This is a genomic window from Tessaracoccus aquimaris, from assembly GCF_001997345.1.
Taxonomy (GTDB): Bacteria; Actinomycetota; Actinomycetes; order Propionibacteriales; family Propionibacteriaceae; genus Arachnia; species Arachnia aquimaris.
Genome location: NZ_CP019606.1, coordinates 662,689 through 681,236, shown reverse-complemented (window position 1 = coordinate 681,236; position 18,548 = coordinate 662,689). Strand labels below are relative to the sequence as shown.

Annotated in this window: 15 protein-coding genes, 2 rRNA genes and 2 pseudogenes; 2 read left to right on the top strand and 17 right to left on the bottom strand. The window is 67.1% G+C overall.

The genetic code is table 11. The features are described 5' to 3' along the window. Positions 1 to 31 precede the first annotated feature (31 nt). From BW730_RS03180 to BW730_RS03160, 5 genes are read right to left on the bottom strand one after another with little or no spacing between them, the layout of a single operon-like run. Positions 32 to 769 (bottom strand): pseudouridine synthase, encoded by a 738-nt coding sequence (locus BW730_RS03180; RefSeq protein WP_077684984.1) that lies wholly within the window; start codon positions 767 to 769, stop codon positions 32 to 34. Beyond that, complete coding sequence (gene scpB, locus BW730_RS03175; RefSeq protein ID WP_077684983.1) at positions 762 to 1,352, bottom strand: SMC-Scp complex subunit ScpB; 591 nt, start codon at positions 1,350 to 1,352, stop codon at positions 762 to 764. Before scpB ends, BW730_RS03180 begins: the two co-directional genes overlap by 8 nt. After that, complete coding sequence (locus BW730_RS03170) at positions 1,349 to 2,185, bottom strand: segregation and condensation protein A (RefSeq protein ID WP_077684982.1); 837 nt, start codon at positions 2,183 to 2,185, stop codon at positions 1,349 to 1,351. The genes scpB and BW730_RS03170 overlap by 4 nt, the downstream gene beginning before the upstream one ends. Then, the gene (locus BW730_RS03165; protein ID WP_077684981.1) at positions 2,182 to 2,517 is read right to left on the bottom strand and encodes a hypothetical protein; all 336 of its coding nucleotides are present in this window, start codon (positions 2,515 to 2,517) and stop codon (positions 2,182 to 2,184) included. Before BW730_RS03165 ends, BW730_RS03170 begins: the two co-directional genes overlap by 4 nt. Next, positions 2,510 to 3,424, bottom strand: coding sequence for a ParA family protein (locus BW730_RS03160; RefSeq protein ID WP_077687499.1), 915 nt, complete (start codon positions 3,422 to 3,424; stop codon positions 2,510 to 2,512). Before BW730_RS03160 ends, BW730_RS03165 begins: the two co-directional genes overlap by 8 nt. A gap of 134 nt (positions 3,425 to 3,558) precedes the next feature. Between BW730_RS03160 and BW730_RS03155 the strand changes: the two genes are divergently transcribed. Beyond that, positions 3,559 to 4,824: a GNAT family N-acetyltransferase gene (locus BW730_RS03155; RefSeq protein WP_077684980.1), complete on the top strand. Its 1,266-nt coding sequence runs from the start codon at positions 3,559 to 3,561 to the stop codon at positions 4,822 to 4,824. A 15-nt stretch (positions 4,825 to 4,839) separates the two neighbouring features. Here the strand turns inward: BW730_RS03155 and xerD are convergent, their stop codons facing one another. The 10 genes and pseudogenes from xerD to BW730_RS17985 all read right to left on the bottom strand — a co-directional run bounded on the left by xerD (position 4,840) and on the right by BW730_RS17985 (position 13,609). After that, positions 4,840 to 5,757: a site-specific tyrosine recombinase XerD gene (gene xerD / locus BW730_RS03150; protein WP_077687497.1), complete on the bottom strand. Its 918-nt coding sequence runs from the start codon at positions 5,755 to 5,757 to the stop codon at positions 4,840 to 4,842. After that, positions 5,754 to 6,359 carry an NUDIX domain-containing protein gene (locus BW730_RS03145; protein WP_077687498.1) on the bottom strand — a complete coding sequence of 202 codons (606 nt, stop codon included), beginning with the start codon at positions 6,357 to 6,359 and terminating at the stop codon, positions 5,754 to 5,756. Before BW730_RS03145 ends, xerD begins: the two co-directional genes overlap by 4 nt. Before the next feature lie 21 nt (positions 6,360 to 6,380). Beyond that, positions 6,381 to 8,020: pseudogene (locus tag BW730_RS03140) on the bottom strand (CTP synthase). 53 nt (positions 8,021 to 8,073) lie between these two features. Then, positions 8,074 to 9,420, bottom strand: coding sequence for a DNA repair protein RecN (locus tag BW730_RS03135; protein WP_335340902.1), 1,347 nt, complete (start codon positions 9,418 to 9,420; stop codon positions 8,074 to 8,076). Positions 9,421 to 9,665: 245 nt separating this feature from the next. Continuing rightward, positions 9,666 to 9,716 (bottom strand): annotated as a pseudogene (locus BW730_RS20135) (hypothetical protein); the annotation flags it as partial. A gap of 32 nt (positions 9,717 to 9,748) precedes the next feature. Continuing rightward, positions 9,749 to 10,645, bottom strand: a complete 897-nt coding sequence (locus tag BW730_RS03130) for an NAD kinase (RefSeq protein WP_077684979.1) — start codon at positions 10,643 to 10,645, stop codon at positions 9,749 to 9,751. 9 nt (positions 10,646 to 10,654) lie between these two features. Further along, positions 10,655 to 11,371: a TlyA family RNA methyltransferase gene (locus BW730_RS03125; RefSeq protein ID WP_077684978.1), complete on the bottom strand. Its 717-nt coding sequence runs from the start codon at positions 11,369 to 11,371 to the stop codon at positions 10,655 to 10,657. Further along, on the bottom strand, positions 11,368 to 11,577 hold the full coding sequence (locus BW730_RS03120; protein WP_077684977.1) for a hypothetical protein: 210 nt from the start codon (positions 11,575 to 11,577) through the stop codon (positions 11,368 to 11,370). Before BW730_RS03120 ends, BW730_RS03125 begins: the two co-directional genes overlap by 4 nt. Continuing rightward, a complete protein-coding gene (locus BW730_RS03115; RefSeq protein WP_077684976.1) occupies positions 11,574 to 12,563 on the bottom strand; it encodes an HAD-IIA family hydrolase in 990 nt (329 codons plus the stop codon). The genes BW730_RS03120 and BW730_RS03115 overlap by 4 nt, the downstream gene beginning before the upstream one ends. After that, entirely contained in the window at positions 12,560 to 13,609 is a 1,050-nt protein-coding gene (locus BW730_RS17985) for a hypothetical protein (protein ID WP_145952699.1), read from the bottom strand. Before BW730_RS17985 ends, BW730_RS03115 begins: the two co-directional genes overlap by 4 nt. Between BW730_RS17985 and BW730_RS17980 the strand changes: the two genes are divergently transcribed. Continuing rightward, positions 13,553 to 14,881 (top strand): hypothetical protein, encoded by a 1,329-nt coding sequence (locus tag BW730_RS17980; RefSeq protein ID WP_145952698.1) that lies wholly within the window; start codon positions 13,553 to 13,555, stop codon positions 14,879 to 14,881. The genes BW730_RS17985 and BW730_RS17980 overlap by 57 nt on opposite strands. Before the next feature lie 85 nt (positions 14,882 to 14,966). Here the strand turns inward: BW730_RS17980 and rrf are convergent. Both rrf and BW730_RS03100 read right to left on the bottom strand, forming a co-directional pair. Next, positions 14,967 to 15,083: ribosomal RNA gene (rrf, locus tag BW730_RS03105) — 5S ribosomal RNA — on the bottom strand. 95 nt (positions 15,084 to 15,178) lie between these two features. Next, positions 15,179 to 18,273, bottom strand: a 23S ribosomal RNA gene (locus tag BW730_RS03100). Positions 18,274 to 18,548: the final 275 nt, after the last annotated feature.

The window sequence follows — 18,548 nt, the reverse complement described above, 5'->3', positions numbered from 1 at the left end:
AAGAAAATGGTAGCCGAGCGTGGCAAGGCCCTCACATCCGGATCAGATCGAGCAGCGCGCCCAGTTCCTCTCGGGTCAGCTCGCGGGTCTCCCCCACCGGAAGCACGCCGAGCCGGATCGGGCCGATCCTGGTGCGGGCCAGCCGGTCGACCGGATGCCCGACGGCGTCCATCATGCGCCGCACGATGCGGTTGCGTCCCTCGTGAAGCGTGATCTCGAGCAGCGTCTTGTTCTGGCTCCTGGAGATCAGCTTGACCTTGTCGGGCTTGACGGGGCCGTCCTCCAGCGTGACGCCCTTCTCGAGGCGCTTGATGGTGCGGTTGTCCATCACGCCAGCGGCCTGCACGTGGTACGTCTTTGGCACCTCGTAGCTGGGGTGCGCGAGCCGGTGCGCGAACTCGCCGTCGTTGGTCAGGACGATGAGCCCCTCGGTCTCGGTGTCGAGGCGTCCGACGTGGAACAGCCGCTCCTTGGTGCGGGGCAGGTAGTCGGTCAGCGTCGAGCGGCCTTCCGGGTCGTCCATGGTCGACACGACGCCGCGCGGCTTGTTCAGCACCAGGTACATGTGGCGGCGCGGCGGCGGGATCCTCGACCCGTCGACGCGGATGTGGTCCGTCTCCGGGTTGACGCGCTTGCCCTGCTCGGTGACGACCTTGCCGTTGACCTCGACGCGCCCCTCGTCGATCAGGATCTCGCTGGCGCGGCGCGACGCGATGCCGGCGGACGCCAGCACCTTCTGCAGCCGGATGCCTTCAGCCTCTTCACTCATGGGTGTCCTCCTCTGCCGGGGCGTCGGCGGGCTCGGCGGCCGCGAGCTGCCCCAGTTCAGCCTCCAAGGCTACGGCGTCGGGCAGCAGTGGCGCCAAGTCGGGCAGTTCCTTCAGCGAGTTCACGCCGAGTTTCTGCAGGAACAGTGGTGTGGTGGAGAAGGTCATGGCCCCGGTGACGGCGTCCTCGCCGTCCTCCCGGATGAGGCCGCGCACCAGCAGCGTCTTGACGACGCCGTCGACGTTGACGCCGCGCACCGATGCGACCCGGCCGCGCGAGACGGGCTGCAGGTAGGCGATCACCGAGAGGGTCTCCAGCGCCGCCTGGCTCAGCCGGGAGCGCTGGTCGGAGACGAGCCACGCCTCGATGACGTCGGACACTGCGGGGTCGGTCGCGAACCGCCAGCCTCCGGCGACGGCGCGCAGCCGCACCCCGCGCCCGTGGCCGTCGTAGAAGTCGGCGATCCTGGCCAGTTCCTCCTCGACGGTTGCCGTGGGCACGTCGAGAGCCGCCGCCAACTCGTCTGCCGCGGTGGGTTCGGTCGCCATCAGGAGCATCGCCTCGAGCGCCGGGCCGATCGTCATGGGTCCTCCTGCAGTTCGGGTTGCGGTCCGTAGTCGTCGGTGACCTGCACGGCCTCGTCGTCGCCCGCCGTCCAGCGAACGGTCAGCTCCGACAGCGGCGCCAACTGTTCGAGGGCCACCTGCTGGGCGCGGAACAGTTCGAGGACCGCGAGGAACCGGACGACGGTGGTCAGGGTGTCGCAGCCCGCCACGATGGAGCGGAAGGTGGCCGCGCCGTCGGTGCGGAGTCGCTGCGCGATGTGGGCGACCTCTGCGCTGAGGCTGACGGTGCTGCCGTGCAGGTGGGACAGTTCGACGATGGGCGCGGGGCGGGGCGTCATGGCGGAGGCCGCGAGCCGCGCCAGGTCCTCGGGGCCGAGGTTCAGTTCGACCTCCGGCAGCACGTCGCGGAACTGTTCCTCGAGCCCGCCCGGGCGCCAGTGGGTCGTCTCGGCCGCGATCATGGTGCTGGAGATCCATTCGGCCAGCCGCTTGAACGCGCGGTACTGCAGCAGCCGGGCGAACAGCAGGTCGCGGGCCTCAAGCGCCGCGATGTCCTCGGGGTCGGTGACCTCTCCGCCGGGGAGCAGCCGCGCGGCCTTGAGGTCGAGCAGGGTCGCGGCGACGAGCAGGAACGAGCTGGTCTTCTCCAGGTCCCACAGCTCGCCGCCCGTCTTGACGTAGGAGATGAACTCGTCGGTGACCTGGCTCAGCGCGACCTCGGTGATGTCGAGTTCGCGGCGGGAGATCAGGTTGAGGAGGAGGTCGAATGGGCCCTCGAAGTTGGCGAGGCGCACCTCGAAGCCCGCCACGGAGTCGCGTGGCTCCTTCGGGGCCGCCTTCGTCCGGCTCACTGCTGCCGGAGTTCGTTCACCAGCCGCGACTCGGCGCCGCGCTCTGCCAGGTCGGCGAGGGCCTCTGCGACGGCGATCCGCACGATCCGGCCGCGGTCGACCCTGATCCCGTGGGCGCGGCGCAGGTCGAGGTTGGCGTCCTCGAGCGCGAGCAGTTCGTCCTCGGAGAAGTAGACGGTGATCTTGTGATCGTGCCTGATCCGACCCGACGCGCCCGGCTGCGCGTCGACGGCGGCCGGCTCGGGCGTCGCGGCCGGGGGCTCCGGCGTCGGGACGCGCTTGGTGGGCCGGAACAGTTCGGAGGCCCCGGGAAGCGAGGCGCGCTTAGCCACCGTCGGTCGTCCTCAGCAGCACCTCGCGGGCAAGTTGGCGGTACGCGTCCGCGCCTGGCGAGGCCGAGGCGTAGGTGGTGATCGGCTCGCCCGCCACCGTCGTCTCGGGGAACTTGATGGTGCGCCGGATCACGGTGTGGAAGACGTCGTCTCCGAAGGCCTGCACGACGCGCTCCAGGACCTCGCGGCTGTGCAGCGTCCTTGCGTCGTACATGGTGCCGAGGATGCCGAGCACCTCGAGGTCGGGATTGAGCCGGTCCTGCACCTTGGAGATGGTGTCGGTGAGCAGCGCGATGCCGCGCAGGGCGAAGAACTCGCACTCGAGCGGCATCACGACGTAGTCGCTTGCGGTGAGCGCGTTGATGGTGAGCAGGCCAAGGCTGGGCGCGCAGTCGATGAGGATGTAGTCGTACGAGGGGCGCAGCGGCTTGAGGACGCGGATCAGCGTCTGTTCGCGCGCCACCTCGCTGACCAGTTGCACCTCGGCGGCCGACAGGTCGATGTTGCTCGGCAGGATGTCGAGGCCATCCACGCTGGTGGTCCGGATGACGTCGTCGGCGGTGTGGTCGCGCGAGAGCAGCAGGTTGTAGATGCTGGTCTCGAGGGTGTGCGGGTTCACGCCGAGGCCGACCGAGAGGGAGCCCTGCGGGTCGAAGTCGACGAGCAGCACCTTGAAGCCGAGTTCCGCGAGCGCAGCACCCAGGTTGATGGTCGTGGTGGTCTTGCCGACCCCGCCCTTCTGGTTGCACATCGAGATGATGGTGGCGTGGTGCGCGCGCCCCGGGGTGGGGGGCACCACGCCCGGAAACTTCGGCAGGGGGCGACCCGTCGGGCCGAGTTCCCCTGTGTCGACGAGCGTGGACGACGCTGGCGCGTCCGGCACGGCGTACTGCGGCCGAGCGAACAGCCCTTCTTCTGCCACGTCCTCTTCCCTCCTCTGGATGTGCAACCACCCTAGTATGCCGAAGCCGGAACGACCCAAGGGGGTTCCGGCGGCGATCGGTCAACCGGCGCGCCTGCCCTCCATGTAGCGTGGGCGGCATGCAGTCTCCCTACCGTTACGACGTACTTGCCCTCGACACGGCCGACGACGATCCGATCTGGGCGGCCTACGTCAACATCTTCCGCACCGTCTTCCTCGACGGCCGCGCGACCCCGGAGGGTGTCGGAACGTTCCGCAAGCATCGCCGTGAGGACGGCGCGGTGCTCGGCATGGTCACCACGGAGGGACCCGGCCTCGACGGTCGGCAACCGGTGGCGGGGTTCAACGTCACGCCGACCACCATCAACCAGGGCCGCGGGCTGCGTCCCGCGCTGATCGTCAACACCATCGGGGTGCTGCCGAGCCACCGCAGGCGCGGCCTGTTGAAGGAGATGATGCGCCGCCAACTCGACGCGGCACGCGAGCAGGGCATGGCGGTGGCGGTGCTGACGGCGAGCGAGGCGACGATCTACGGACGGTTCGGTTTCGCGCCGGCGACCCGCGGCCAGCAGTTGCGCATCGACACGCGCCGCTTCGCGTACCGCGACGGGGTCGAGGTCGCGGACGGGGCGATCGAGTTCGTCGAGCCGTCGTTCCTGGCCGACCACTGGGAGCGGATCACCACGGCACACCAGGAGCGCCATCGCGGCGCCGTCGGACACACCCACGCGCACTTCCTGGTCGACACGGGCGCCTGGGACTCGGACGAGGCCGGCCCGTCGAAGAATCTGCGGGCCGTCGTGCACTTCGATGCCGACGGCGTGCCGGACGGTTTCGCCGTGTTCCGGTTCAAGGGCTGGGACGAGGCTCCCCAGGCGACCGTGTTCAAGGTGTGCGCCCCCGACGCCCCCGTCGAGCGGGCCCTGTGGCGAGCGCTCGCCGAGATGGACCTGATCGAGACGCTCACCTACGACCTGTCGAGCCCCTCGGATCACCTGCCCCTCTCGCTTGCCGACGAGCGGGCGTTGAAGGTGACGGGGATCAGCGACTGGGTGTGGCTGCGGATCTTCGATCTGCCCGCCGCGGTCGACGGGAGGGCCTTCGACGGCGACGGCGAGATCGTGCTTCGCGTCGTCGACCGGATGGGCTACGTGGACGGCACCTGGCGGTTGACCGCTTCCGGCGGCCTCGGAAGTGCCGAGGCAACGGACGCCGAGCCGGAGGTCACGTTGGGCGTCGACACGCTCGCCCTGCTGTGGCACAACGACCACACGGCCGCGCAGGCGGCTGAGGCCGGCGTGTTGGATGGCTCCGACGAGGCGGTGCGCAGGCTCGGCCGGATGCTGCGGTGGGACGAGTCTGCGGAGAACCTCGCCACGTTCTGACGGTGATCGCCCGCGTCACCTGGCGCGCGGATGGGCGGCGGCGTGCACCTCGCGCAGGTGCTCGATCGTGACGAGCGTGTAGATCTGGGTGGTCGCCACCGACGAGTGGCCGAGCAGTTCCTGCACGACGCGCAGGTCGGCACCGCCGTCGAGCAGGTGGGTTGCGAACGAGTGCCGCAGCGAGTGCGGGGACACGTCCGCGTCGACCCGCGCGCGCTTGGCGGCGGCCTGCATCACGGCCCACGCCGACTGGCGCGACAGCCGCCTGCCCCGCTGGTTCAGCAGCAGCGCCGGATCGTGCCTGGCCGCCGCTTGCGCGAGGGTCGGCCGGGCGCGCACCAGGTAGTCCCCCACGGCAGCCGCGGCGTAACTGCCGAGCGGAACGATGCGTTCCTTGCCTCCCTTGCCGAGCAGTCTGAGCCCAGCGTCGGGGTCGGCGATGGCGGCGGTCACCTCGTCGACGTCAAGGCCGACAATCTCCGAGACGCGCGCGCCCGTGCCATAGAGCAGTTCGAGCAGGGTGGCGTCGCGCAGCCCGGTGACCTCCGTGCGGTCGGGGGCCTCCAGGATCCGCGTGACCTCGTCGATGCTCAGCGCCTTGGGCAGCCGCTGCGCGATCCGCGGCGGCGACACGTCCGCGGCGGGGTTGGCCGGGCTGAGCCCCTCCTCGTGGGCGAAGGCGTGCAGGTTCCGGACGCTGACGACGTGGCGCGCCACCGATGACGCCGCCTGTTCGGCGCTGAGCGAGCGGACGAACTCGGTGATCTCCACCGCTGTCACGTCGGCGACGCTGGTGATCCCCCGTCCGGCGAGAAACTCCACGTAGCGGCCCAGGTCGCGCCGGTAGGCGGCGACGGTGTTGGCCGCGAGGCCCCGCTCGGCCCGGACGTGGTTGAGGTAGTCGGTGACGGCCGCGGCGAGCGGCGAGGTCACCGCTCGCGCAGCAGCCACGGCGCGTCGGCGGGGCGCAGGTCGTCGAGCCGTCCGGCCAGGCGGGCGGTCTCGAGGGCGAGGACGCCCGCCACCAGCGTCGGAGAGGACGTGTCCCCGCGGAGGACGGCGTCGATGAGGTCGGCGCGCGGCTCCCACGCCCAGGTCATGGCGGCCTCCTCCCCCTCCAGCACGAAGCCCTCCGGCCTGCTGGTCTCGGAGATGCCGCGGGCGAGGAACACCCTCAGGGTCTCGGCGCAGGCGCCCGGCGTGGTGCAGATGTCGACGAGCGTGTCCCACCGCTCCGCCGCAAGCGCCACCTCCTCCGCGAGTTCGCGCTGCGCGCCGACGACATAGGCCTCGCCGTCGAGGTCGAGCAGCCCGGCGGGGATCTCGACCAGTTCGGCGCGAACGGGGTGTCGGTACTGGCGAAGCACCGCGATGTCGTCGGTGTCCTCACGCCAGGCGACCACCGCGACGGCGCCGGGGTGGGTGAGGTACTGGCGCTTGATCTGCTGCCCGTCGGGGGTCTCGATGGTCTCGTTGACGAAGGTCGAGACGTGTCCCTCGGCAAGCACCTCGCGGTCCAGGACGGGCCAGCTCATCGGGGTGTCTGCGCGCAACACTTAGTTCTCCCTTCCCGCGCGGGCCAGTGCGGCCGCGATCAGTGACGAGAATAGGGGGTGGGGGCGCGTCGGGCGGGACTTCAGCTCCGGATGGGCCTGGGTCGCCACGTAGTAGGGGTGCGTCTCGGCTGGCAGTTCGACGAACTCGACGAGGCTCCCGTCAGGAGAGGTCCCCGAGATCACTAGGCCCGCGGCCTCAAGGGCCTCACGGTAGGAGTTGTTGACCTCGTAACGGTGCCGGTGACGCTCGGTCACCTCGGTGGCGCCGTAGGCCAGCGCGACCTGCGAGCCCGGCACCAGCCGCGCCTCATACGAGCCGAGCCGCATCGAGCCGCCGAGGTCTCCCCCGCCGTCGACGATGTCGACCTGCTCCGCCATGGTCGCGATCACCGGGGAGGCGGTGTCGGGGTCGAACTCGGTGGAGGCGGCGTCAGCGATGCCAGCGAGGTTCCTGGCGGCCTCGATCACCATGGTCTGCAGCCCGAGGCACAGGCCGAGGGTGGGGATGCCGTGCTCGCGGGCGTAGCGCAGCGCCCCCAACTTGCCCTCGACGCCTCGGATGCCGAACCCGCCGGGCACGCAGATGGCGTCCACCCCGCCCAGGTGGCGTTCCGCGCCCTCGGGCGTGGCGCAGTCATCGGAGCGAACCCACGTCAAGGTGACGCGGGCGTGGTTGGCGAAGCCGCCTGCCCGCAGCGCCTCGGAGACCGAAAGGTAGGCATCCGGCAGGTCGATGTACTTACCGACGAGGGCGACGGTGACCTGGTGGCGCGGGTAGTCGACGCGGTCGAGCAGGTCGTCCCAACTGGCCCAGTTGACGTCGCGGAACGGCACCCCGAGGCGGCGCACCACGTACGCGTCGAGCCCTCGGCGTGCAGCACCTTCGGGATGGCGTAGATGCTCGGCGCGTCGGCGCAGGAGACGACCGCCTCGGTGTCGACGTCACACATCATGGCGATCTTGCGCTTCAGGGAGGCGCTGACCTCCCGTTCGGCGCGACACACGATGGCGTCGGGCTGGATGCCGACCTGACGCAGCGCCGCGACCGAGTGCTGCGTCGGCTTGGTCTTCATCTCGCCGGACGGCTTGATGTATGGCACCAGCGACACGTGCAGGAAGAAGACGTGTTCGCGGCCGATCTCGTGTCGGACCTGGCGGGCGGCCTCCAGGAAGGGCAGCGACTCGATGTCTCCGACCGTGCCGCCGATCTCGTGGATCACGATGTCGACGTCCTTGTCGAGGGCGAGCATCCGGTCGCGGATCTCGCCGGTGATGTGCGGGATGACCTGGACGGTGTCGCCCAGGAAGTCGCCGCGCCGTTCCTTGGCGATGACCGTCGAGTAGACCTGGCCGGTGGTGACGTTGGCGTCGCGGCTCAGGTCGACGTCGAGGAAGCGTTCGTAGTGGCCGATGTCGAGATCGGTCTCCGCCCCGTCCTCGGTGACGAAGACCTCGCCGTGCTGGAAGGGGTTCATGGTGCCCGGATCGACGTTGAGGTACGGGTCGAGTTTCTGCATGGTGACGCGCAGTCCGCGCGCCACGAGCAGGTTTCCGAGGCTGGAGGCCGTGAGGCCTTTTCCGAGGGAGGAGACGACGCCTCCCGTGACGAAGATGTGCTTGGTGACCTTCGAGTTATCCACGGACCTTCAGCCTACGCCCGCAAAATTGCCATCGTGTTACAGCCGTGGCGCGGTCACTTTCGTCGACGCGAGCCGGCGAGCAGTTCGGCGGCGTGCCTGACGCCCGCCTCCGAGGAGGCGGTGCCGCCCATCATCCTGGCCAGTTCGACCTCGCGTTCGTCGTCGCGGAGGCGGCGCACCCCGGAGGTCGTGACCTGGCCGTCGCTTGCCTTGGCGACGACGAAGTGGGCGTCGGCGAAGGCGGCGACCTGCGCCAGGTGCGTGACGACGATGACCTGGCTGGTGGCGGCGAGCCGCTGCAGCCGCCGTCCGATCTCGAGGCCGACTGCGCCTCCGACGCCCGCGTCGACCTCGTCGAAGACGAAGGTGTGGCCGCGTTCGCCCTCGGCCAGGATCACCTCGAGGGCGAGCCGGACTCGGGACAGTTCGCCTCCCGAGGCGACCTTGCCCAGCGGGGCGGGGTCGGAGCCGGGGTTGGCGGAGAACAGCAGTTCGATCCGGTCGGCGCCGTGCGGGCCGATGGGCGCGTCGCTGACGTCGAAGCGCAGCTCGGCGTGCGGCATGGCAAGGGCGGCCAGTTCGACCTTCACGGCGGTGCCAAGCTCGTCGGCGGCCCGGTGCCTCGCCGCGGAGATGGCGGCGGCGTCGGCCGCGAGCAGGTCGTCGAGTTCGGCGGTCCGGTGGCGCAGCACCCCGATCCGCTCGTCGCTGCCGTCGAGGTCGGCGAGCCGCGCGGCGGAGGACTCGGACCAGGAGAGCACCTCGTCGATGCTCGCCCCGTACTTGCGGGTCAGCCCTGCCAGTTGCTGGCGGCGTTCCCCGACGGCCTCGAGGCGCAGCGGGTCGGCGATCAGGTCGTCGACGTACCCCGCGACGTCGGCGGCGAGGTCGGTGGCGAGCATCCCGAGCTCGGTGGCGCGGGAGGAGAGCTCCCGTGCCGCCTCGTCGCGGTCGGCGAGTTCGCCCAGCAGCTTGCGGGCGGTGCCGACAAGGGAGACGACGCTCGGCGCGTCGTAGTCGGTCTCGCTGCCGCTCAGGGCCTCGTGGGCCCCACCTGCGAGGCGGCGCAGCTCGTCGAGGTCCATCAGCTTGGCCTGCTCGGCCCCCAGCGCGTCGTCCTCGCCCGGCTGGGGCGCGACGGCGGCGATCTCGTCGAGGCCGAAGCGCAGCATGTCGGCCTCGCGGGCCCGTGCCATCGCCTCTGACTCGAGCCGGGCCAGCTCGGCGGCCGCGGCGCGCCGTTCGGCGAAGTTCTCGAGGTAGCGCGGCAGTTCGGCGGGCCGGGCGCGGGCGTCGAGGAGTTCGCGCTGCCGCTCTGGGGTGGAGAGCCGCATCTGGCCCGATTGGCCGTGGATGGTGGCGATGTCGCTGAGCAGCTCGCCGAGCGTCGAGACGGGCACGCCCGCTCCCCGACGACCGCCCGTGAGCGGCCGTTGGCGCCGACCTGGCGCAGGGTGATCAGTTCGCCGTCCTCGACGTCTCCTCCCGCGTCGCCGACGCGCCCGGCGACCCGGTCGTCGACGGCCCAGCGGCCCTCGACGACGGCCTTGTCAGCGCCGCGCCGCACGATGCCCGCGTCGGCGCGGGCGCCTAGCAGATGGCCGAGCCCGGACACGATCATGGTCTTGCCCGCTCCGGTCTCACCGGTGAGCGCCGTCAGGCCGGGCCCGAGTTCCAGCTCGGCCCCGTCGACCACGCCGAAGGCGGTGAGCCGCAGGGTGGTGAGCACTACTGGTCCCGCTTCTCGCGCCAGCCGTTGACGGGCAGCGCGAACTTCTTCACGAGTCGGGTGGTGAACGGCTGCTCGCCGAGCCGCGCGATGCGCACCTTCTGGGAGTTGGACACGATCGTGACGCGTTCCCCGAGGGTCAGTTCGTGGCTTCGCCGCCCGTCGCACCACAAGATGCCCTGGGTTCCCGCGTCGTCCGGGATGTCGAGGGTCACCTTGGAGGTGGGGCTGAGCACCATCGGCCGGTTGAACAGCGCGTGTGCGGCCAGCGGGACCACGAGCATCGCCTGGACGTCGGGCCAGATGACGGGCCCGCCCGCCGAGAAGCCGTAGGCGGTCGAGCCGGTCGGGGTGGACACGAGCACGCCGTCACACCCCCACCGTGAGAGCGGCCGGTCGTCGACGCTGACAAGCACGGTGAGCATCCGCTCCCGGGCGAGCTTCTCCAGCGACACCTCGTTGACGGCGGGTGAGGCCCAGGTCAGCGTCCCCTCGGCGTCGCGTACCTCGACCTTCAAGGTGGTGCGTTCCTCGACGTCGTAGCGGCGCTCGGCGACGACGGAGGGCAGTTCCTCAAGGTCGGACGGTTCCATCTCGGCGAGGAAGCCGACATGGCCGAGGTTGACGCCGAGCAGCGGCACCCCGAGGGGCAGGGACCATTCGGCGGCGCGCAGGATGGTGCCGTCGCCGCCGAAGACGACCGCCAGTTCTGCTGGGCGGTGGTCGAGGTCGGTGATGTGCGCCTCTGGCACGCGTTCGGCCAGTCGCTCGAGGTCGCTCTCGAAGACGAGGAAGCCGAACCCCATGGCGTGGAGGGCCTCCATGAACTGGACGGCCTTGACGATTGCCTCCTCGCGCTCTGGGTGCACGAGCACGGCGACGGTTCGCTGCTTCACGGCCCCAGACTACCGAGTCAGCCGGACAAAGAACTCAACGTTGCCAGCCGAGCCGGGCAGCGGCGACTCGCCGCGCCACCTTTCCACCCAGCCCAGGTCGTTGGCCTTCGCGACGACGGCGTCGACGGCGCGGCGGCGAAGCGTCGCGTCGCGCACCACCCCGCCCGCGCCGAGCCTGCCCCGCCCGACCTCGAACTGCGGCTTGACGAGCAGCAACGCCGTTCCGCCCTCGGCGAGGACGCCGAGCAGCGGCTCGAGAAGCAGCGTCAGCGAGATGAACGACACGTCGCCGACGATCAGGTCGACGGGCTGGCCGTCCACGTCGTCGAGGGTCAGGTCGCGCAGGTTCAGCCCCTCCGCGACGCGCACGCGCGGGTCGGCCCGGACCTCGGGGGCGAGTTGGTCGTGGCCGACGTCGACGGCGTAGACGAGGTCGGCGCCGCGCGCGAGGCAGACCTGCGTGAAGCCACCGGTGGAGGCGCCGGCGTCGAGCGCCCGGCCGCGGACGTCGATGCCGGTGGCGTCGAGGGCGCCGAGCAGTTTGTGGGCGGCGCGCGAGACCCAGGGGTCGACGTCTGCGGTCAGTTCCTGGTCGTCAGAGACGGGTTGGGACGCCTTGGTCGCGGGGACGCCGTCGACCTGGACCTTGCCGTCGCCGATCAGGCCCGCCGCCTGCCCTCGGGAGCGCGCGATGCCGCGCATCACGAGCGCGAGATCGAGTCTCACGTGGTGACGCCTGGGAGGCCTCGCTGGATCGTCAGGGGGTCGTTGCTGAGGACGCCTGCCAGCACCGACTGGGCCTCGGTGAGCCGGGCGGTCTGCTCCTCGAGGGGAAGCTCCTCGACGCCCTCCAGCGCCTCCAAGGCCTCCGCGACCAGTTCCTGACGGCGCTGGTCGGCGGGGGCGGCGCTGCGGGGCGTCGGGAGGCTCATCTCAGGGTGTCGATCGAGTTGAGCACCGCGTCGATGTTCAGGTCGAAACGCCACGCAGCCTGCAGGCCCGCCCACAACGCGTCGAGTTGCTCGTCGCGCGTGACGGGACGGGTGGAGAGGTAGGCGGCGTCGTCGGTGAGGTCGACCTCCTGGTAGCCGCAGACGAACCGCTGGCCGTGGAACTCGGCCACGCGGGGCGGCTCGAGCAGTGCGCTGGCGTCGTAGCCGATGTAGGTCGGCCGGTACTCGGGCGGCGCGGCGGCGAGGTCGTGCTTGCCGTGGGCGCCGGTGAAGACGAACAGCGAGTCCATGCCGACGTTGTTGGCGCCGAGGATGTCGGTGTCGGTGCGGTCGCCGACGAAGATGGGATGGTCGGCCTCGAGCCTGAGGACCGTCTCGTCGAGCAGCGGCCGGTACGGCTTACCCGCGATCTGCGGGTCGACCGTGACGCAGGCACGCACCACGGCGAGCTGCGCTCCGAGCCCGGGCACAAGGCCCCTGTCGGAGGGCCGGGTCATGTCGGGGTTGGTCGCGTACCAGGCGGCGCCGCGCTGGACGGCCAGGGCGGCCTCCTCCAGCTTGGGGAACTCGATGGTGGGGCTGTAACCCTGCACCACGGCGGCCGGGTCGTCGTCGAGGGAGTTGACGACCGTGAAGCCCGCGCCTCGCAACTGCTCCCGGAGCGCGTCGGTGCCGACCGCAAGGATGCGGGTGCCCGGCTCCAGGTCGTCGCCGAGCATCCGGAGCGTGGCCATCGTCGAGTTCACCACGTCATCGGTGTCCGCCTCGATGCCGAGTTCGACGAGGTGCTCGGCGACGGTGGCCGGCGTCCTGGCCGCATTGTTGGTGACGAAGCCGACCCGGTTGCCGCGCGATCGCAACTCCTCCAGCGCCTCAGGGACGCCGTCGATGGCGAACGGGCCGAGGTAGATCACCCCGTCGAGGTCGAACAGGGCAGCGTCGTAGTCCTGTGCCAGAGCCTTCATTCCCGCTCGTCCCCCTCGTCGTCGGTCGGCTCCAGGCTATCGTCGGCAGCCTCGTCCTCGGCCGCCGGGGTCGCCTCGTCCTCCCCTTCCAGGTCCTCTTCGTCGGGGTCGTCCTGGTCGAGGTCCTCATCGGAATCGTCCTCGTCGAGGTCCTCATCGGAATCGTCCTCGTCGAGGTCCTCATCGGAATCGTCCTCGTCAAGGTCCTCATCGGAATCGTCCTCGTCAAGGTCCTCATCGGAATCGTCCTCGTCAAGGTCCTCATCGGAGTCGTCCTCGTCAAGGTCCTCATCGGAGTCGTCCTCGTCAAGGTCCTCATCGGAGTCGTCCTCGTCAAGGTCCTCATCGGAGTCGTCCTCGTCAAGGTCCTCGTCAGAGTCGTCCTCGTCGAGGTCGTCGTCCTCGTCCTCGTCGTCGGCGAAGTCGGGAAGCACGACGCCGTCGATAGACGCGAGCCGGTCGGCGACGTCAAGGTCGGCATGCTGGTCGAGGGCGGCCGCGGAGGTGAACCACTCACGTGCGCCCTGCGCGTCGCCCTGCCGCTCGAGCAGGTCGGCGTACGCGTAGCGCAGTCGCGCCTGCGCGCCGGGCGCCCCGATCTTGCGTCCGATGGCCGCCTTCAGCAGACGCAGAGCCTCGGCACGCTGGCCAAGGTCGTCGCGGATCCCTGCCTCAACAAGGAGGCACTCGATCCGCAGCTCGATGTTGCGGGTCGCGGGATCGAGTTCCGCAAGCACGGCAAGCGCGTCACGATGCCGCCCGAGCGCGCGCTCGCAGTCGGCGATCACCGGCAGCAGGTCGTCGCCGCCGTTCATCCGGCGGATGGCGCGGAACTCGCGCAGCGCGATGGCGTACTCCCCCGCCGCGTACGCGGTCTCTGCGGCCGCCTCCCGCACGATGGGCAGGCGACCCGCGCGGCGGCGCGCGGCCTCCGCGTGGCGGAACGCGAGATCCGGGTCCTCGTCGATCAGGTGGCCGGCCGCCCAGATGTGGGCGCCGACGATGTCCGCCAGGTCCTTGGGGAGGCTCTTCAGCTCGGCACGCACACCGAACGGCAGTTCGTTCTCCACATAGTCCTGCGGGGTGTCAGGCTCGTCGGCGCGTGCCTCGGTGCCCGGGTGGAAGCGACGTTCCCGCTCCTCGCCCTCGCCACGCCAGCCGCGTCGGTCGTCGTCACGGTTGAACGGCCTACGGTCATCGTCACGGCGCGGGCCGCGGTCGTCACGGTTGAACGGCCTGCGGTCATCGTCCCGGCGCGGGCCGCGGTCGTCACGGTTGAACGGCCTACGGTCGTCATCACGGCGCGGGCCGCGGTCGTCACGGTTGAACGGCCTGCGGTCATCGTCCCGGCGCGGTCCACGGTCATCGCGGCCATACGGCTTGCGGTCGTCATCGCGACGAGGACCGCGACGGTCATCGTCTCGACGGTCGCGATTGAACGGCTTACGGTCATCGTCGCGGCGGGGGCCGCGGTCGTCACGGTTGAACGGCCTGCGGTCGTCGTCGCGGCGGGGGCCGCGGTCGTCACGGTTGTAGGGCCTGCGGTTGTCGTCGCTGCGTGGGCCGCGGCGATCGTCGTCTCGACGGTCCCTGTTGAACGGCTTCCTGTCGTCGTCGCGGCGGGGGCCGCGGTCGTCACGGTTGTAGGGCCTGCGGTCGTCATCGCGACGAGGACCGCGACGGTCATCGTCTCGACGGTCCCTGTTGAACGGCTTACGGTCGTCGTCGCGGCGGGGGCCGCGGTCGTCACGGTTGTAGGGCCTGCGGCTGTCGTCGCTGCGTGGGCCGCGGCGATCGTCGTCTCGACGGTCCCTGTTGAACGGCTTACGGTCATCGTCGCGGCGGGGGCCACGGTCGTCGCGGTTGAACGGCTTCCTGTCATCGTCCCGACGGGGGCCACGGTCGTCGCGATTGAACGGCTTCCTGTCGTCATCCCGGCGCGGTCCACGGTCGTCACGGTTGAACGGCCTACGGTCGTCATCGCGACGAGGACCGCGACGGTCATCGTCTCGACGGTCCCGGTTGAACGGCTTACGGTCATCGTCCCGGCGCGGGCCGCGGTCGTCACGGTTGAACGGCTTCCGATCGTCATCACGGCGTGGGCCGCGACGATCGTCATCACGACGATCCCGGTTGAACGGCTTACGGTCGTCATCGCGGCGTGGGCCGCGACGGTCGTCGTCGCGTCGATCCCGGTTGTAGGGCGGCCGGTCGTCGCCGCGGCCGCCGCTCGACGAGGGCCGGCCCTGGGAGGAATCGTTCTGCTCAGACATGCTCCCTATCATCCCAAACCGGCAGCGGATCACCTAACTCACTAGCTGGGACGGGCGGTCGGTCAAGCCGACTCAAAAGGTCCTGGAAATGCAAAAACCCCCCGACATAAGTCGGGGGTTTTTGTAAGAAGTCCGGCGGCGTCCTAGTCTCCCACAGCGTCCCCGCTGCAGTACCATCGGCGCTGAGAGGCTTAACTTCCGGGTTCGGGATGGGACCGGGTGTTTCCCTCTCGCTATGGCCACCGAAACACTATTGAGATAGCGTCAGGGCACAGACATTCAGTTATATCGTGCTCCCGACCGTATCTCGGGAACCTCACAGTGGACGCGTAGCATCTTTGTAGAAACAAGCCCTCGGCCTATTAGTATCGGTCAGCTCCATGCATTGCTGCACTTCCACATCCGACCTATCAACCCTGTGGTCTACAGGGGCCTTACCAGATTATTCTGTGGGAGCCCTCATCTTGAAGTGTGCTTCCCGCTTAGATGCTTTCAGCGGTTATCACTTCCGAACGTAGCCAACCAGCCGTGCTTTTGGTAAACAACTGGCACACCAGAGGTTCGTCCGTCCCGGTCCTCTCGTACTAAGGACAGCTCTTCTCAAGACTCCTACGCGCGCAGCGGATAGGGACCGAACTGTCTCACGACGTTCTAAACCCAGCTCGCGTGCCGCTTTAATGGGCGAACAGCCCAACCCTTGGGACCGACTCCAGCCCCAGGATGCGACGAGCCGACATCGAGGTGCCAAACCATGCCGTCGCTATGGACGCTCGGGCAAGATCAGCCTGTTATCCCCGGGGTACCTTTTATCCGTTGAGTCCTGGCGCTTCCATGTGCCACCAGAAGATCACTAGTCCCGACTTTCGTCCCTGCTCGAGATGTCTCTCTCGCAGTCAAGCTCCCTTGTGCACTTACACTCAAAACCTGATTGCCAACCAGGCTGAGGGAACCTTTGGGCGCCTCCGTTACCTTTTAGGAGGCGACCGCCCCAGTCAAACTACCCATCAGGCACTGTCCCTGATCCAGATAATGGACCTAGGTTAGATAACCAGAGTGACCAGAGTGGTATTTCAACGATGACTCCACCTGAACTGGCGTCCAAGCTTCAAAGTCTCCCACCTATCCTACACAAGTCACACCGATCACCAATACCAAACTATAGTAAAGGTCCCGGGGTCTTTCCGTCCTGCTGCGCGTAACGAGCATCTTTACTCGTAGTGCAATTTCGCCGAGTTCGTGGTGGAGACAGCGCCCAAATCGTTACTCCATTCGTGCAGGTCGGAACTTACCCGACAAGGAATTTCGCTACCTTAGGATGGTTATAGTTACCACCGCCGTTTACTGGGGCTTAAGTTCAAGGCTTCGCCGAAGCTAACCCTTCCCCTTAACCTTCCAGCACCGGGCAGGAGTCAGTCCGTATACGTCGTCTTTCGACTTAGCACGGACCTGTGTTTTTAGTAAACAGTCGCTTGGGCCTGGTCTCTGCGACCCTCGACGCTTTCGAAGTAAATTCTAATACGTCTCAGGTCCCCCTTATTCCGAAGTTACGGGGGTATTTTGCCGAGTTCCTTCACCACGATTCTCTCGATCGCCTTGGTATTCTCTACCTATCCACCTGTGTCGGTTTGGGGTACGGGCGGCTAATATCTCGCTCACGAAGATTTTCTAGGCAGCATAGGATCACTCTTACGTCAGTAATCTGACGACACATCATGTCTCAGGCTATGTGAAACGCGGATTTGCCTACGTTTCGCCCTACACACTTGACCCGGTATAACCATAACCGGGAAGAGCTACCTTCCTGCGTCCCTCCGCAGCTTGCCTAATACGAGATTGGGTCACAGACTCAGTCAAGATCCGTCCGAAGACTTCCTTTGACCTTGCATGTTTAGCATCACTCAGTTCAGCACGGTCGATATTTTGCCGGTACGGGAATATCAACCCGTTGTCCATCGACTACGCCTGTCGGCCTCGCCTTAGGTCCCGACTTACCCAGGGCAGATTAGCTTGACCCTGGAACCCTTGGATATTCGGCGGACGGGTTTCTCACCCGTCTTTCGCTACTCATGCCTGCATTCTCACTCGTGTGCTCTCCACGGCTGGGTCACCCCGCCGCTTCAACGCGCACACGACGCTCCCCTACCCATCCGTACGACGTTACCGTCATTTGTACGAATGCCATAGCTTCGGCGGTTAACTTGAGCCCCGCTAAATTGTCGGCGCAGAATCACTTGACCAGTGAGCTATTACGCACTCTTTCAAGGGTGGCTGCTTCCAAGCCAACCTCCTGGTTGTCTCCGCAACTCCACATCCTTTTCCACTTAGTTAACGCTTAGGGGCCTTAGCTGATGATCTGGGCTGTTTCCCTCTCGACAATGAAGCTTATCCCCCACTGTCTCACTGCCGCGCTCTAACTTACCGGCATTCGGAGTTTGGCTGATTTCGGTAAGCTTGTGGGCCCCCTAGACCATCCAGTGCTCTACCTCCGGTAAGAAACACGCGACGCTGCACCTAAATGCATTTCGGGGAGAACCAGCTATCACGGAGTTTGATTGGCCTTTCACCCCTATCCACAGCTCATCTCCTCGGTTTTCAACCCAAGTGAGTTCGGTCCTCCACGACGTCTTACCGTCGCTTCAACCTGGCCATGGATAGATCACTCCGCTTCGGGTCTAGAGCATGCGACTCAAACGCCCTATTAGGACTTGCTTTCGCTACGGCTTCCCCACACGGGTTAACCTTGCCACATACCACTAACTCGCAGGCTCATTCTTCAAAAGGCACGCCGTCACCCCACTAAAAGTAAGGCTCCGACGGATTGTATGCGATCGGTTTCAGGTACTATTTCACTCCCCTCCCGGGGTACTTTTCACCTTTCCCTCACGGTACTTGTCCGCTATCGGTCACCAAGGAGTATTTAGGCTTAGCGGATGGTCCCGCCAGATTCACACGGAATTTCAGGGGTTCCGTGTTACTTGGGGTTACGCTCGAGAGTGATCAACTTGCGTCTACAGGAGTTTTACCTTCTTTGCTGTAGCTTTCGCAGCGTACTTCGACTTCATTGATCATTTCTTACTCTCTGACTGGTTGACAGCTCAGTCTGAACGGCCCCTCAACACCCCATCTGCAACGCCTGTCAGCTATCACACAAATGAGGTTTGGCCTCTTCCGCGTTCGCTCGCCACTACTTACGGAATCACTGTTGTTTTCTCTTCCTGTGGGTACTGAGATGTTTCACTTCCCCACGTTCCCTCCAACTGCCCTATGTGTTCAGGCAGAGGTTGCCGGACATGACTCCGGTATTTCAAGGTTTCCCTATTCGGAAATCCACGGATCAAAGCTCGTTTACCAGCTCCCCGTGGCTTATCGCAGGTTACAACGTCCTTCTTCGGCTCTTGGTGCCAAGGCATCCACCGATCGCACTTAGTAGCTTGTTATATCTACAAAGATGCTCGCGTCCACTGTGAAGTTCTCAAGATACGGGCGGGCCCAGGTCGTTAGAGGTCTGATTCGACATCCTTCGGCGCTGGTCCGCGTTGAAGGCGTTGCTTGCGCAACCGACCCTTCAGGACCCAACAGCGTGCTCGGGTTTCTCTTTCACCCTCGACTTTCCACTCCCGATTGCTCGGGTTGTACTAACGATGGTTTCTGATCGACTTTAGGTCAATGTTCCACATTCCGGTGCCTGCCTGGCCGAAGACGTTTGCTTCAG